Here is a 16770-nt window from a genome sequence, read left to right on the forward strand (position 1 = left end):
TTAGATTTGATCAGCTAGACGTGCCTTTCAAAATTTAGTTGATAGATGGCGGTGCGGTGTTTCTTAATATGTTCTTTCGATACGTATTCAATCTCACCTCTTTCTTCCTGATCGAGCATTTTATCTATCATGAGCTTATACTCATTTGTTAGCTCCAAATCGATATGATGAGAATGAATTAAATCTTCATATTCATCAATGGGGATTATTACCGAAGTCTTTTCCCCGCTTTCGTTAGTAATAAACTGAGTTGCCATATTCAAATTTAACAAAATCTCTTTAAATTCAATTTATATATAGGAGGCATGAAAAGACCGTAATCATAGAGGCTCTTGATTCGTTAGAAGATGATTTTGATCCGGAAAAGCTCATCGAACGGATTTTAAACATATCTGAGATTAGATTTATCCATGGTTCCATATTGTTGGATATCAAGATATAGTTTATCCGCCATAATCCAAAATTCCATCCTTCCAACTATTTCCGTATTTTTGCAGCTTATTAATTCCATATCTGCAAATGAATGCTGATGCCTTAAAAATGCTGCCAGGCCGTTACTGTAATTCGTTAACCGAATACGCCCGCTTTGTTACCCGCGAGGTATTTATCGGCGATGTGCCCATGGGTGGCAACAACCCTATCCGCATCCAAAGCATGACGACTACCGATACCATGGATACCATTGGCACGGTAGAGCAGAGCATCCGCATGGTTGATGCCGGTTGCGAATACGTTCGCATAACTGCGCCCAGTTTAAAGGAAGCTAACAACCTGGCCGAAATAAAAAAGCAACTGCGCCAGCGTGGCTACACCGTACCATTGGTAGCTGATATCCACTTTACGCCAAACGCTGCCGAGGTAGCTGCCCGCATCGTAGAAAAAGTGCGCGTAAACCCTGGCAACTACGCCGATAAAAAGAAATTCGACACGCTGGACTATACCGATCTGGAGTACAAAGGCGAACTGGAACGCATCTTTCAGAAATTCACCCCGCTGGTAAAAATCTGTAAGGAATATGGCACGGCCATGCGGATTGGCACTAACCACGGCTCGCTGAGCGACCGCATCATGAGCCGCTATGGCGATACCCCGCAGGGCATGGTGGAAAGCGCCATGGAGTTTATGCGCATGTGCGAAACATTGGGCTATTACAACCTGGTGGTATCTATGAAAAGCAGTAACCCGCAGGTAATGGTGCAAGCCTACCGCCTGCTGGTACAAACTATGGTAGCCGAAGGTATGAATTACCCGCTGCACCTTGGTGTAACCGAAGCCGGCGACGGCGAAGACGGGCGTATAAAATCAGCCGTTGGTATAGGCACTTTACTGGAAGATGGCCTGGGCGATACCGTCCGCGTTTCCCTTACCGAAGAGCCGGAAGCGGAAGCGCCAGTGGCAATAGCCTTGGTGAACCGTTACACACAAAGGAGTGAGGTTTTCGGAGCGAAGATCGGCCTTGCTAGTGTTCCGATCCACGCACCGGAATCTTCGCACTTTGAAAAACACTCTCCCTACGAATACAAAAAACGCGAAACCTACGAAGCCAATGCTTTTATTGGCGGCCATATGGTGCCAAGAGTAGTGGTTGACCTGTCACGCGAAAATTTGAAGGATGCTGCGGTGATGAATGCCGCCGGTTACCTGTACTCACCACTGCTGGATAAGTACAACATGGCCGAGCAATCGGTAGATTTTGTTTACCTGGGCGATAGCCTGCCATCTTTTACTTTGCCTGGCAACCTAAAGCAGCTATATAATTATGCTACATGGTTAAAGCTGACTAATAAAACGCTTTGCCACCCCCTGTTTACAATAGCAGAATATATAGATAAAGATGCCGACCGCAGATCTGCCCTTAACCTGGTTACGGTAAAAAACAGCGATCTCGATACCGAATCGTTCGGACTGATCACCATGGATAGATCGCTTGTGTTTGTTTTAGAGACAGACGAACTCCACGGCATGGCCGATCAGCGTACCTTCTTCCTCAAATTGCAGGAGCTGGAGCTGGATGTACCCGTGATCATCAAGCGGAGTTATCAGTTTGAGTCGGATGGTCTGCAGCCCGAACGTCCGGAAGATAACTCCGGTCTCACATCTCACATCTCCTATCTCACATCTCAACTGCAGCTTTACGCAGCTACTGATCTCGGCGCCTTGCTGGTAGATGGCTTTGGCGATGGCGTTTGGATCGATGCACCGCAGATAGAAACCGCGGTGATCACATCAACAGCGTTCGGAATTTTACAGGCTACACGCTCACGCATCTCTAAAACAGAATATATCAGCTGTCCCAGCTGTGGCAGAACGCTGTTCGACCTGATGATTACTACCCAAATGATTCGCAGCAGAACCAGCCACCTGAAAGGCCTGAAGATAGGCATCATGGGCTGTATTGTAAACGGCCCCGGTGAAATGGCCGATGCCGATTATGGTTACGTAGGTTCTGGTACGGATAAGGTTACACTCTATCGCGGCAAGGAAGCGGTGAAGAAAAACATCAGCTCGGCTAATGCATTGGATGAATTGATCGGTATCATTAAAGGTGACGGTAACTGGTTGGAGCCTGCTTAAATTTGTTGCTAAAACAGGTGATAAGTTGTAGCTTTATTTCACTATGTCAGCCGGAATCATCCTTCATACCATCACCTGTATTGTATTTTTTCTGCTGGCATTTATTGCCCTCGTAAACCCTTTAAAAGTAAACGTAGTTGCCAACCGCTGGCTGGGCGTATTTTTCGTATCAGTGGGCTGCATGCTTTGAATGCGGTTTTATACGAAGCGCAGCTGGATCTGGCCTATCCCCGGTTAATTGGTTTCAATGAGCTGTCGCGTTTTGCCATCGCCCCGTCTTTGTACCTGGCTATCGTACAGTTCACTACACCGGGCAGCAAACTACCTGTTAACAGCTACCTCCATTTCATTCCGTTCGCAATTTTTTTTATATACATGGTGCCCGCCCTGTATTTTCCTGCTTACCAATTAATTGGCGGCCATTTTAGCTTGCCGCCAAGACTCAATTTTATAGCCGGACTGAGTATGCGGTGGTCGATAAATATACAATTGCTAGTATACTGGATACTTGCCTTTAATTGTTTGCGCCAGCATCAAAATCATATTCAACTGGTGGCATCTAACCTTTCACCGGTTAGCTTAAACTGGCTCAGGTATTTGCTGTTAAGCATTGGCGGCATGCTGCTTGTATTTTTTATTTCGATCATTTTTCAGGTCCAGGTAGGCCTGTCGGCTATTGCAACAGGATATCTGGCGGGTGCATTGATCATATTGTACTATGCAATTGCCCAAAAAGAGATCTATCCTTTTGAAGTAGCCGAACTAAAAGCCATCAATCAAATAATAATAGCATCCCATCAACCATCAAAACCTATTACGCAACGATTCGATGATGACCGCGCAACCCAGCTCCGAGCCAGGTTAGAAAAACTAATGACTGTAGACAAATTATATCTCGATAATGAGTTAAGCCTTCCTCAGCTTGCGGTGGCTGTTAATCTGTCGGTGCACGATCTTTCTTTTTTATTGAACGAAAAAATAGGCAGCAATTTTTTTCAGTTTGTGAACAGTTACCGGGTAGAAGAAGCCAAGCAGCTTATGCAATCCGGCAAGCACAAAAACTTCAATATTCTGGGTATAGCCTACAGCGCTGGTTTTAGTTCTAAAACCACTTTCAATACTGCATTTAAAAAAGAAACCGGCTTATCCCCCAGCCAGTTTATCGCTCAGCATAATAAAGTTGCTTCGGCTCTTTCGCAGTCTTAACCTGTTTTCTTCCCGGTAGCAACGCAACACTTTGCGTACCATACTTGCATTGTCGATTTGCGATTGGGCGACGAAAAATATTGCGTCTCTACATCACAAACACGTTCTGTTGGATAAATCCGAACGACGTACATTGCCCAGGTGCTTAACATTGTGCCAACCAATCAACACAATGTATTATGGAACGAAAACCTTTTTCCTCCCTTGCCTGGGCAACATTTATTGCTGCCGTACTGGGCGCTATCGTTTTCACCCGCGCAATCAGGGTCGCCCTGGGTGAGGATATATCACCGCTGATATTGTATGGCGTAGTGCTTATATATTTGCTTACTGTTTTTATATTAACCTTTGTTTGGAAAAGCAAAGCCAAAAAGGGCGCTATGGATAATACCAATCATACCGCTTTTTGGCAAAATGCTGTGCGTTACACACTCGCGCTGGATATGGTGATGTTTGGCGGACAAAAGTTTTGCCACCTGCAGTTTTACGTGCCATTAGGCATGCTCGACGATCCTTTTACAGCCATCCCCAATGAAATGCTGATGTGGGCATTCATGGGTCGCTATCATTCTATGGTGGATATCATAGCCTCGATAGAAATTCTTGGCGGCCTGCTGCTGCTGTTCCGAAAAACCCGGCTGGTGGGCGCTTTCGTGTTACTGCCCATGCTCCTAAACATCCTCTTGTTGGATCTCTACTACCTCAACTTACTGGTTCAGGTATATGTTACGCTCGAAGTGCTTGCATTAATTTACCTCATCCTGCTGGAGTACCGCAGACTGGTCGAATTCTTCCTGATCGCCAGCGGTAGCGCTCCATTGTATAATTTTCGCAGGCAAGGTGTTGGTTATGCCATAAAAGCATCAGTATTACTTATCCCCGCGCTCGCCCTGTCCATGCACCATTACCCAACCAACTACTCCGAAATAACCGGAAAATATGAAGTGAAGCGGGTAATCATCAACAATATCGATCAGACCCAGGCAGTTTGCCGGGACAGCGTGCTCACCCATGTCTTTATCGATCGCTACGACCTTGTTTTGGGCTATCCAGATTACAGAAACAAATTAATCGGAGCGTATAAGTACAACCCAAACACCAAAGAAATCTATGTAGCATTTCAATACCCCAGGAAAGATACGCTTAGTGCTACGATCACTCCAGGCAATGGCGAAATGAAAACGCTGTTTGGAAAATTAGGGGGTAAGGAATTGAAGTTGGAGATGGAAAGGGTAGCGCCGGTAAATAATTGAGTTTTTAGACATCGGCGAATTTGCAAGTAGAGATGCAAAATATTGCGTCTCTACGTTTTTATCTTCTCTTAACATCTGCACATCTGAAATCTGTACATCTGAAATCCGCACACCAAGTCTTCTGCCAACCTGTCACCACAGTGTAACACCCCCTGACTCCTTGTAACTTTACTGCCAATTCCACCTTTTTTTACTGCCATTAAGGTATTGGCACAACCATTGATAAATACGGTTAAGCACTTAATTAGTAAAAAATCAATCAATAATATGTCTAAAATAATTGGAATCGACTTAGGAACAACCAATTCCTGCGTTGCTGTAATGGAAGGCAACGAGCCTGTTGTTATAGCTAACAGTGAAGGTAAACGTACTACGCCGTCAGTAGTTGCTTTTGTAAACGATGGCGAACGTAAAGTTGGCGATCCGGCAAAACGCCAGGCTATCACCAACCCAACAAAAACTATATCTTCTATTAAACGCTTCATGGGTAACCAGTTCAACGAGGTTACTAAAGAAGCTGAGCGCATGCCTTACAACGTGGTTAAAGGTGACAACAACACCCCTCGTGTAGAAATCGGCGACCGTAAATATACACCACAGGAACTTTCTGCCATGATCCTTCAGAAAATGAAGAAAACTGCAGAAGATTTCTTAGGCCATGAAGTTACTGAAGCGGTTATTACTGTACCTGCTTATTTTAACGATGCACAGCGCCAGGCAACTAAAGAAGCCGGTGAAATTGCTGGTTTAAAAGTTCGCCGTATCATCAACGAGCCTACTGCTGCTGCCCTTGCTTACGGCTTGGATAAAGCACATAAGGATATGAAAATTGCCGTATTTGATTGCGGTGGTGGTACACATGACGTTTCTATCCTTGAATTAGGCGATGGCGTGTTCGAAGTAAAATCTACCGATGGTGATACACACTTAGGTGGTGATGACTTTGACCAGGTAATTATCGACTGGATGGCAGATGAATTTAAAAGTGACGAAGGTGTTGATCTGCGTAAAGACCCAATGGCTTTACAACGTTTAAAAGAATCTGCTGAGAAAGCTAAAATTGAATTATCAAGCTCAACTCAAACAGAGATCAACCTTCCATACATTACTGCTAATGATGGCGTGCCTAAGCACTTGGTTAAAACTTTAACCCGTGCTAAATTTGAGCAACTGGCCGACAGCCTGATAAAACGTACGATTGAGCCTTGCCGTACCGCATTGAAAAATGCAGGTTACAACGTTTCTGATATCGACGAAGTGATCCTGGTAGGTGGTTCTACCCGTATCCCTGCTATCCAGGATGCTGTACAAAAATTCTTTGGGAAATCGCCTTCAAAAGGTGTTAACCCGGATGAAGTTGTAGCTATCGGTGCTGCTATACAAGGTGGTGTATTAACTGGTGAGGTTAAAGATGTGTTGTTATTAGATGTTACCCCATTATCATTGGGTATCGAAACAATGGGTGGAGTAATGACCAAACTGATCGAATCTAACACAACTATCCCAACTAAAAAATCAGAAACTTTCTCAACTGCCAGCGATAATCAGCCATCAGTAGAGATCCATATATTACAGGGAGAGCGCCCAATGGCACAGGGTAACCGTACCATAGGTCGTTTCCACCTGGATGGTATTCCACCAGCACCTCGTGGTGTACCACAGGTAGAAGTAACCTTTGATATTGATGCTAACGGTATATTGCATGTATCTGCAAAAGATAAAGCAACCGGTAAAGAGCAAAAGATCCGTATCGAAGCTTCATCAGGCTTAACTGATGCAGAGATCAAAAAGATGAAGGACGAAGCAGAAGCGAATGCTGATTCGGACAAAAAGGCTAAAGAAGAAGTTGAAAAACTGAACGGTGCCGATGCCTTGATCTTCTCTACAGAAAAACAACTGAAAGAGTACGGTGATAAGATTCCTGCAGATAAAAAAGGCGCTATCGAATCTGGCTTAGAGAAATTGAAAGCTGCTTACTCAGCGAAAGATTTCGACGCTATCGAAACCGCACAGGCAGAATTAAATACTGCATGGACAGCTGCTTCTGAAGACATGTACAAAGCATCAGCAGATGGTGGCCAGCAACAAGGCGCTCCTGACGCAGGCCAGCCACATGCAGAAGGCAATGCTGACAACGTAACAGATGTTGACTTTGAAGAAGTGAAGTAATTCCCTTCAGTAAGATAACAATACCACAGAACCCCGGTTGAGCAATCAGCCGGGGTTTTGTGTTTAAATTAAATGGTAAAGATGCTGTTGTGAATGATAGGTTAGGTTCCGCCCCGCTTTCCGCTCATACTGCGCAGGCCTTAAGCACAAGGGCCGGTATCCGCTGCAATCAGGTTTATAGTGAACGGAAGGCTCCGATAGTCGCAGAGCAACTTTGGCAGAAAGACGCCTAATAATAGGGCTGACGAGGAATGGTACAAATGCTATTTCTGCGCGGCAGGCGCGAGCCAACAATCAGTTTCCGAAATGCAATGTTACACGATGTTTACAGCATGTCAGCAGAATAGGTTCGGCCGAAAGCGGGCAGAATAAAGTGGACTGAAGAATGGTAGGGGCATAGCAAACTTGCAGAAGCGAGGGGTTTGCGGGAACGCAAGTGGGGCAAGAATTTGCAGCCCGTGATGCTGCCCGCTTTGCAGGGTAAAGGCCCGTCCGCAAAGAAGCCTCTCTGCTGAAAGCACTTTTTGTTACTTTTTGGTGCAGCAAAACGGCGCAACCTTCTTGAGCACTTTTTTAAAATAAAACAGCGAAAAACTGGTAGCCCCCGCGGCAATGAGCGGAACTTGTTTAGTTAATTTACGAGAATATAATAAAAGACGGCGATATGTCCTGTGGGGTCCCGAAACAAGTTCGGGATGACGGCGGGGATAGGGAATGTATGCTGGGGGCGTGTCCTGTGGGTTCCCGAAACAAGTTCGGGATTACGGCGGGGGTATGTATGCTGGCTACCTGTCCTGTGGGGTCCCGAAACAAGTTCGGGATGACGGAGCGGGGGTAGGTATGCTGGGGGCCTGTCCTATGGGGTCCAAAACAAGTTCGGGATGACGGCGGGTGGTGTGCATGCTGGGGGCCTGTCCTGTGGGGTCCCGAAACAAGTTCGGGATGGCGGCGGGGGGGTGCATGTCGGCAACTTGTCCTGTGGTGTTCCGAAACAAGTTCGGGATGATGGCGTGGGTGTGTATGTTGGCAATATGTCCTGTGAGATTGCCACGCTATCGCTCGCAATGACATGGTGGTGAGGAGGACAGTTGATGCATGCGCGATTGCTGCCGGGTAACTTGAAACACGCGCGAGCCAGTAATCGGTTCCGAAATGCAATGTCACGGGATGTTTATAGCATGTCAGCAGAGCAGCTTCGGCCGAAAGTGGGCAGAATAAGTTGGACTGAGGGGTGGCTAGTTCATAGCAAAACTTGCAGAAGCGAGGGGTTTGCGGGAACGCAAGTGGGGCAAGAATTTGCAGCCCGTGATGCTGCCCGCTTTGCAGGGTAAAGGCCTGTGCGCAAAGAAGCCTCTCTGCTGAAAGCATTTTTGTTTCTTTTGATGCCTCAAAAGAAATAGCCCCCGCGGCAATGAGCGGAACGGGTTTAGTTAATTTACGAGATATAATTAAAAGACGGCAACCTGTCCTGTGGGTTCCCGAAACAAGTTCGGGATGACGGCGGGAGTAGGGAATGCATGCTGGGGGCGTGTCCTGTGGGGTTCCCGAAACAAGTTCGGGATGGCGGCGGGGGTATTAGTTGGAAAAAGGGGTATAAATAAAGAAACCCCCAAGCTTACGCAAGGGGGTTTAACTTTAAGATTGGGCACCGACCTACTCTCCCACATTTTACTGCAGTACCATCGGCTCTGGCGGGCTTAACTTCTCTGTTCGGAATGGGAAGAGGTGGACACCGCCGATATAGGCACCTGAATACCTTTTTGTTAGTATCAAGTAGTTAGTATCAAGTATCAAGACTTGATCTTAGCTACATCGCTAACGGTTTTTTATTTGTTTCTATCCATGCAGGGTAGTTATATCTTGATACTTGATACTAACTACTTGCTACTGATAGCAAACAATGACATATTATTGAAAGAAGTAAGTTTTAAGAGAAAACAACAGCTTTGTGTTGAGGTGTCAGAGGCAAGAGATCGGATTTCGGTCTTAGGATTGCTCCTGGTTCCCGGATCTTACGGTCTTGTATCTCTAACACCTTTAATTACCTGCTATGAGAAAGCTTCGGATTATTAGTATTACTCGGCTTTGATGTCACCACCTTTATACCTGTAACCTATCAACGTAGTAGTCTGCTACGATCCTCAATGGAAGTCTCATCTTGTGGCTAGTTTCGCACTTAGATGCTTTCAGCGCTTATCTATTCCCAACGTAGCTACTCTGCAATACAGCTGGCGCCATAACAGATTCACCAGAGGTTAGTCCAACCCGGTCCTCTCGTACTAAGGTCAGCCCCACTCAAACTTCCAACGCCCACAACAGATAGGGACCGAACTGTCTCGCGACGTTCTGAACCCAGCTCGCGTGCCACTTTAATGAGCGAACAGCTCAACCCTTGGGACCTTCTCCAGCCCCAGGATGTGACGAGCCGACATCGAGGTGCCAAACCTCCCCGTCGATATGAGCTCTTGGGGGAGATCAGCCTGTTATCCCCAGCGTACCTTTTATCCTTTGAGCGATGGCCCTTCCATGCAGAACCACCGGATCACTATATCCGTCTTTCGACCCTGCTCGGCTTGTCTGCCTCACAGTCAAGCAAGCTTATGCTATTGCACTCCGCGTACGGTTACCAAGCGTACTGAGCTTACCTTTGAAAGCCTCCGTTACCTTTTTGGAGGCGACCACCCCAGTCAAACTACCCGCCAAACAATGTTCGCCGTTTCCAGCGTTAGACACCAAATACAGAAAGGGTGGTATTTCAACGTTGACTAACATACTCCTGGCGAAGCATGATCACAGTCTCCCACCTATCCTACACATCCTGTATCCGATATCAATGTTAAGTTGTAGTGAAGGTGCATGGGGTCTTTCCGTCCCGTTGCGGGTAACCGGCGTCTTCACCGATACCACAATTTCACCGAGCTCATGGCTGAGACAGCGCCCAGATCGTTACACCATTCGTGCAGGTCGGAACTTACCCGACAAGGAATTTCGCTACCTTAGGACCGTTATAGTTACGGCCGCCGTTTACCGGGGCTTCGATTCAATGCTTCGAATTGCTCCTAACATCCCCTCTTAACCTTCCGGCACCGGGCAGGTGTCAGGCCATATACGTCATCTTTCGATTTTGCATAGCCATGTGTTTTTGTTAAACAGTCGCCTGGGCCTTTTCACTGCGGCTGATATTGCTACCAGCGCCCCTTCTCCCGAAGTTACAGGGCCATTTTGCCGAGTTCCTTAGCCATGATTCACTCGAGCACCTTAGGATCCTCTCCTCGACTACCTGTGTCGGTTTACGGTACGGGTTTTTATAACCTGAAGCTTAGCGGGTTTTCTTGGAAGTCTGATTACCTGAACTATTACCTTACCCGAAGGCTCAGTATACTATCAGCTTTCAGCAAGTCTGGCGTACTTAACTACCAAACCTATACCTACGGCCTTTAACGAACTATTCCGTCAGTTCGCGTCAGTGTCACTACTCCGTCACCGCATCGCAGTTATAAAAAGTACTGGAATATTAACCAGTTGTCCATCGGCTACGCCCTTCGGCTTCACCTTAGGCCCCGACTAACCCTGATCCGATTAGCGTTGATCAGGAAACCTTAGTCTTTCGGTGGGCGGGTTTCTCTCCCGCCTTATCGTTACTTATGCCTACATTTGCTTTTCTAATTCCTCCACAGTCAATTGTCTTTCCTGCTTCACCGGCAATTAGAATGCTCCCCTACCAGTATATCGTGAGATATAATCCATAGCTTCGGTATAACGCTTAATGCCCGTTTATTATCCATGCCCGATCGCTCGACTAGTGAGCTGTTACGCACTCTTTAAATGAATGGCTGCTTCCAAGCCAACATCCTAGCTGTCTGTGCAATCGGACCTCGTTAGTTCAACTTAGCGTTAATTTGGGGACCTTAGCTGATGGTCTGGGTTCTTTCCCTCTCGGCCATGGACCTTAGCACCCATAGCCTCACTGCAGTGTATATTATACAGCATTCGGAGTTTATCTGGATTTGGTAGGATTTGACTCCCCCGCACCCAATTAGTAGCTCTACCTCTGTATAACTTTACCACCACGCTGTTCCTAAAAACATTTCGGGGAGTACGAGCTATTTCCCAGTTTGATTAGCCTTTCACCCCTACCCACAAGTCATCCGGAAACTTTTCAACGTTTATCGGTTCGGTCCTCCAGTACCTGTTACGGCACCTTCAACCTGCTCATGGGTAGATCACAAGGTTTCGCGTCTACCTCCTCTGACTATACGCCCTATTCAGACTCGCTTTCGCTTCGGATCCGTGTCTTAAACACTTAACCTTGCCAGAGAAGAGTAACTCGTAGGCTCATTATGCAAAAGGCACGCCGTCACGGAACATGTCCGCTCCGACCGCTTGTAAGTACACGGTTTCAGGTTCTATTTCACTCCCCTGTTCGGGGTTCTTTTCACCTTTCCCTCACGGTACTGGTTCACTATCGGTCTCTCAGGAGTATTTAGCCTTACCGGATGGTGCCGGCAGATTCCCACAAGGCGTCTCCGACCTCGCGGTACTCAGGATACCACTATCCTATCATTCATTACCCGTACGCAGCTCTCATGCTCTATGGCCGGGTTTCCCACCCCGTTCCGGTTTTGTTTGATATTCATGTTGTGGTCCTACAACCCCGGATATGCCGTAACATATCCGGTTTGGGCTTCTTCCCTTTCGCTCGCCACTACTCAGGAAATCATTATTATTTTCTCTTCCTCTGCTTACTTAGATGTTTCAGTTCAGCAGGTTTGCGCATATTTGCAACTAATCTTCAATTAGTTAGGTTTCCCCATTCAGAAATCTGCGGATCAATTCATATTTGCTGATCCCCGCAGCTTATCGCAGCTTATCACGTCTTTCATCGCCTCTGAGAGCCAAGGCATCCCCCGTGTACCCTTTCTTACTTTCTTCTATACTTGTGATGCTTTTGCTCACCACTGTATGCTTTTTGATTATGCTGCCGTTTATCGTATCAAGTAGTTAGTATCAAGTAGCAAGACCGAAGTCCTGGTTACCTTTCAACCTTCCGTTGATCTTTTAAAGCCTGCAACAGTCCTCTACTGTTGTTTTCTCTTTAATTTACTTCTTCCAATATGTCAAAGAACGTTTTGCTTGTTCGTATCAAGTCGTTAGTATCGTATCAAGACTTATCTTGCTACTTGATACCAGCTACTTGCTACTGCGAAGCATCGTGGAGAATAACGGATTCGAACCGTTGACCCCCTGCGTGCAAGGCAGGTGCTCTAGCCAGCTGAGCTAATCCCCCTTTCAGATTCGTATGCAGTGCCTCGTATTGCGTATTCACACCTGTTGGTGTCTTGATACCTGATACTTGCTACTTAATACTCGCCTATCGTAGTCCCGAGCAGATTTGAACTGCTGACCCCTACATTATCAGTGTAGTGCTCTAACCAAGCTGAGCTACAGGACTGTTTTTTACCTACAATACTGCCACTCTAATGGCTGAACCACTGATGGCTTCATCTTCCGGGTTGTTTTTTAGAGTTAATAAGAAAATAATCATGCAGGTAACAATTCGTTACCGTTTACTTCTGAAAAAAGATTTTGTTGCTTTAGATCTGCGGATAATGCTCCAGAAAGGAGGTATTCCAGCCACACCTTCCGGTACGGCTACCTTGTTACGACTTAGCCCCAGTTACCGACTTTACCCTAGGACGCTCCTTACGGTTACGCACTTCAGGCACTTCCAGCTTCCATGGCTTGACGGGCGGTGTGTACAAGGCCCGGGAACGTATTCACCGCGTCATTGCTGATACGCGATTACTAGCGAATCCAACTTCACGGGGTCGAGTTGCAGACCCCGATCCGAACTGTGAATGGCTTTACGAGATTGGCATCCTGTTGCCAGGTAGCTGCCCGCTGTACCATCCATTGTAGCACGTGTGTAGCCCCGGACGTAAGGGCCATGATGACTTGACGTCGTCCCCTCCTTCCTCTCTATTTGCATAGGCAGTCTGTTTAGAGTCCCCACCTTAACGTGCTGGCAACTAAACATAGGGGTTGCGCTCGTTGCGGGACTTAACCCAACACCTCACGGCACGAGCTGACGACAGCCATGCAGCACCTAGTTTCGTGCTCCGAAGAGCTGATCCGTCTCTGGATCATTCACTAACTTTCAAGCCCGGGTAAGGTTCCTCGCGTATCATCGAATTAAACCACATGCTCCTCCGCTTGTGCGGGCCCCCGTCAATTCCTTTGAGTTTCACCCTTGCGGGCGTACTCCCCAGGTGGAATACTTAACGCTTTCGCTTAGACGCTGACCGTATATCGCCAACATCGAGTATTCATCGTTTAGGGCGTGGACTACCAGGGTATCTAATCCTGTTTGATCCCCACGCTTTCGTGCCTCAGCGTCAATCACACTTTAGTAAGCTGCCTTCGCAATTGGTGTTCTGTGACATATCTATGCATTTCACCGCTACTTGTCACATTCCGCCTACCTCAAGTGTATTCAAGCCCGTCAGTATCAAAGGCACTGCGATAGTTGAGCTACCGTCTTTCACCCCTGACTTAACTGGCCGCCTACGCACCCTTTAAACCCAATAAATCCGGATAACGCTCGGATCCTCCGTATTACCGCGGCTGCTGGCACGGAGTTAGCCGATCCTTATTCTTACCGTACATTCAGCTCTCTTCACGAAGAAAGGTTTATTCCGGTACAAAAGCAGTTTACAACCCGTAGGGCCGTCTTCCTGCACGCGGCATGGCTGGTTCAGGCTTCCGCCCATTGACCAATATTCCTTACTGCTGCCTCCCGTAGGAGTCTGGTCCGTGTCTCAGTACCAGTGTGGGGGGTCATCCTCTCAGATCCCCTAAACATCGTAGCCTTGGTAAGCCATTACCTTACCAACTAGCTAATGTTCCGCATGCCCATCTTAATCCTATAAATATTTGATCACTCTGCAATGCCGCAATGTGATGTTATGCGGTGTTAATCTCTCTTTCGAGAGGCTATCCCCCAGATTAAGGTAGGTTACATACGTGTTACGCACCCGTGCGCCACTCTCATCAGGAGCAAGCTCCCAAATCCCGTCCGACTTGCATGTATTAGGCCTGCCGCTAGCGTTCATCCTGAGCCAGGATCAAACTCTCCATTGTATAATGTTGTTGTTTGCTCCAAGCCCTATTAAACTCAATCAATAGAAACTTGTAAAAAAAAATATTCTCTTACATTATCCGCTATTTGATCTTTTAAGCTTCTTTTTTCTTCAGCTAACCGTCTCTCAACCGTTACGCTGCATAATTTTATTTTCTATCTCTTTTAAGAACTTGTTGAGTAGTCTGTCGCAGACTCCCTATATGTCATTACATCATTGCGATGCTTAAACTTTCATTATTTTGTTACCAGGAATTGCTCCCGGCCCCTAACTCCTTTTCCAAAACCGCTTCCGATTTTTTCTCCCTCGTTTTGGGATTGCAAAGGTAGAAAAGATTTTGTGTTTCGCAAACTTTATTTTTTATTTTTTGTTTGCCCCTTTTCTAACTCTTTTCAATGTACTACCGCTTCCTCGTTACCTCGTTTGCGGGGTGCAAAGGTAACAACCACAACCGTATTTCCAAACTACTTACTACTCTTTTTTTTGGTGTATCTTTAACACACTGTATATCAATAATAAAAAAATGAAACAATACCGGCGGGCAAGCGATGATGGCGATAGATAAGGGCAACCCATAAAAGCAAGACTACCTTAAGTTATACAAAATGGTATTTTCCCACCCTCATTCAAGTAAAGCAGCCTGGTGTATAAATTAGCTCACAGCTATCTTTTATAACCTAAAATGTCGCTCAACCGGTTTTTGCAGCGCCGCGTTAGCGATTGTAGCGGAAACCCCGCAGTGTAGTGACGCTTCTTTCAGCGGCACGAAACGAGGAGTTGCAGCGGAAAGCGCGGGCCGAAGGCAACGCCATAGCAATACGCATAGTACCTTATATATAATGATCTGCACAATTACATGCTCCCCATTCGTACTTTATATATACTATATACAGATATACTATATATCACATACCACCATTCATCAGATAGACCACCCGGCCTGCTCCTGCTCCGCTAACAGCTGGCAATAGTAGACTATCGCCATTACCCTCCACAACGTTAAAAGATGTTAAATCCACAGTCCTTATATATAAGGTACGAAAACCTCGTTATATATTCGTCCACTAAATAAATAATTGACTGATTTATAATATTCAACTATCTTTGCAAAATGTTTAAAAAACAACTACACATAATTTCGGGCGTACTGATACTTTTGATGATTACGCTTGGCAGTTGTAAAAGCAAATACGAAAAGCTAAAGGCCAGTAACGATAACGCCAAGAAATATTCTGAAGCGGTAAAGTTTTACAATAAAAAAGATTACAGCAAAGCACTTGGTTTATTTGAAGACCTGGTTACCTTATACCGCGGCCGTGCCGGTGCTGAAGACCTTTATTACTACTACGCTTATACTAATTATAAACTTAAGGATTATACCAGCGCACGTTATCACTTTAAAACATTTGCAGATACCTATCCTACCAGCCCAAGGGCAGAGGAGTGCCGCTTTATTGCAGCTTATTGCTTTTACCTGGATTCGCCGATATATTCTCTAGACCAGGAGAACACCACCAAAGCGATTGAGAGCCTGCAGTTGTTTATTAACCTTTACCCTAAAAGCGACCGTGTTACGGAAGCCAGTAAGCTGATCCAAAATCTGCGTGATAAACTGGAACGCAAAGCTTACGAAAATGCCAAGCTATATTTAACCATCGGTGATTTCCAATCAGCCGTGATTGCGTTTAACAACACCTTGCGCGATTACCCCGATACAAAATATGCTGAAGAGCTTGACTATTTAACGATACAGGCCCAGTACCGGTATTCGCTGGTGAGCAGCGAGCAGCGCCAGGAAGAACGGTTTAACCAGACCATTGGTTATGCAGACCAGTTTGCAGAGAAATACCCAACCAGCAAATGGGCAAAAGAAGCCGCAACGTACAAAAGAGACAGCGAACGCGGTATTGTTACAGCAAAACGGATTTTGGCCGAAATTGCCTACAACCCAAAACTGGCAGAAAAGGTTGCTAAAAAGGATACTACCAAAACCCAGCCACCAAGCATTAAGGACAGGGATAACCAGAAAATACCATATTAATATATAAAGCATTTTAATTAACAGACATGACAACCAACAACACAAATAAGCCAGCTGTAGCCAGCAGCACCGTAACACGTGACCTGCGTGAACTGGATGTGAAAACCGACAATATCTATGAGTCGCTTGTAATTATGTCAAAAAGGGCAAACCAGATATCAAACAATATAAAGGAAGAGTTACACCAAAAACTTTCTGAGTTTGCATCAGCAAATGATAACCTGGAAGAAGTTTTTGAAAACCGCGAGCAGATAGAAATCTCTAAATATTACGAAAAATTACCTAAACCTACCCTGGTAGCTGTGCAGGAATTTTTAGATGACAAGGTTTACTACCGCAACCCGAACAAAGAACAGCAATAAGCAGGGCAGGGCCCCCAACCCATTAA

At 46.0% G+C, this 16770-nt stretch carries 7 protein-coding genes, 2 tRNA genes and 3 rRNA genes; 6 read left to right on the forward strand and 6 right to left on the reverse strand.

Going from position 1 to position 16770, the window contains the following annotated elements; translation table 11 throughout:
* Positions 1–14 precede the first annotated feature (14 nt).
* Positions 15–257 (reverse strand): hypothetical protein, encoded by a 243-nt coding sequence (locus A0256_02045; protein AMR30287.1) that lies wholly within the window; start codon positions 255–257, stop codon positions 15–17.
* Positions 258–519: 262 nt separating this feature from the next.
* On the opposite strand from A0256_02045, the gene A0256_02050 reads away from it, so the two are divergent.
* From A0256_02050 to A0256_02065, 4 genes are all read left to right on the forward strand, one after another.
* Entirely contained in the window at positions 520–2574 is a 2055-nt protein-coding gene (locus A0256_02050; protein AMR30288.1) for a 1-hydroxy-2-methyl-2-(E)-butenyl 4-diphosphate synthase, read from the forward strand.
* Positions 2575–2760: 186 nt separating this feature from the next.
* Positions 2761–3780: a hypothetical protein gene (locus A0256_02055; GenBank protein AMR30289.1), complete on the forward strand. Its 1020-nt coding sequence runs from the start codon at positions 2761–2763 to the stop codon at positions 3778–3780.
* Positions 3781–3959: 179 nt separating this feature from the next.
* Positions 3960–5033 carry a hypothetical protein gene (locus tag A0256_02060; GenBank protein AMR30290.1) on the forward strand — a complete coding sequence of 358 codons (1074 nt, stop codon included), beginning with the start codon at positions 3960–3962 and terminating at the stop codon, positions 5031–5033.
* 267 nt (positions 5034–5300) lie between these two features.
* Positions 5301–7202, forward strand: coding sequence for a molecular chaperone DnaK (locus A0256_02065; GenBank protein ID AMR34398.1), 1902 nt, complete (start codon positions 5301–5303; stop codon positions 7200–7202).
* A gap of 1640 nt (positions 7203–8842) precedes the next feature.
* Here the strand turns inward: A0256_02065 and rrf are convergent.
* The 5 genes from rrf to A0256_02090 form a co-directional block, all read right to left on the reverse strand.
* Positions 8843–8954 (reverse strand): 5S ribosomal RNA (gene rrf, locus A0256_02070).
* A gap of 299 nt (positions 8955–9253) precedes the next feature.
* A 23S ribosomal RNA gene (locus A0256_02075) occupies positions 9254–12137 on the reverse strand.
* A 275-nt stretch (positions 12138–12412) separates the two neighbouring features.
* Positions 12413–12489: transfer RNA gene (locus A0256_02080), tRNA-Ala, on the reverse strand.
* An 87-nt stretch (positions 12490–12576) separates the two neighbouring features.
* Positions 12577–12654: transfer RNA gene (locus A0256_02085), tRNA-Ile, on the reverse strand.
* Between the two features lie 159 nt (positions 12655–12813).
* Positions 12814–14343 (reverse strand): 16S ribosomal RNA (locus tag A0256_02090).
* The 16S, 23S and 5S rRNA genes sit together here with 2 tRNA genes alongside, the layout of an rRNA operon.
* Positions 14344–15452: 1109 nt before the next feature.
* Here A0256_02090 and A0256_02095 point away from each other — a divergent pair.
* Positions 15453–16382, forward strand: coding sequence for a hypothetical protein (locus A0256_02095; protein AMR30291.1), 930 nt, complete (start codon positions 15453–15455; stop codon positions 16380–16382).
* 26 nt (positions 16383–16408) lie between these two features.
* Positions 16409–16744: an RNA polymerase Rpb6 gene (locus tag A0256_02100; GenBank protein ID AMR30292.1), complete on the forward strand. Its 336-nt coding sequence runs from the start codon at positions 16409–16411 to the stop codon at positions 16742–16744.
* The last annotated feature ends 26 nt before the right edge of the window (positions 16745–16770 follow it).

The sequence above is a fragment of the Mucilaginibacter sp. PAMC 26640 genome (assembly GCA_001596135.1).
Lineage (GTDB): Bacteria > Bacteroidota > Bacteroidia > Sphingobacteriales > Sphingobacteriaceae > Mucilaginibacter.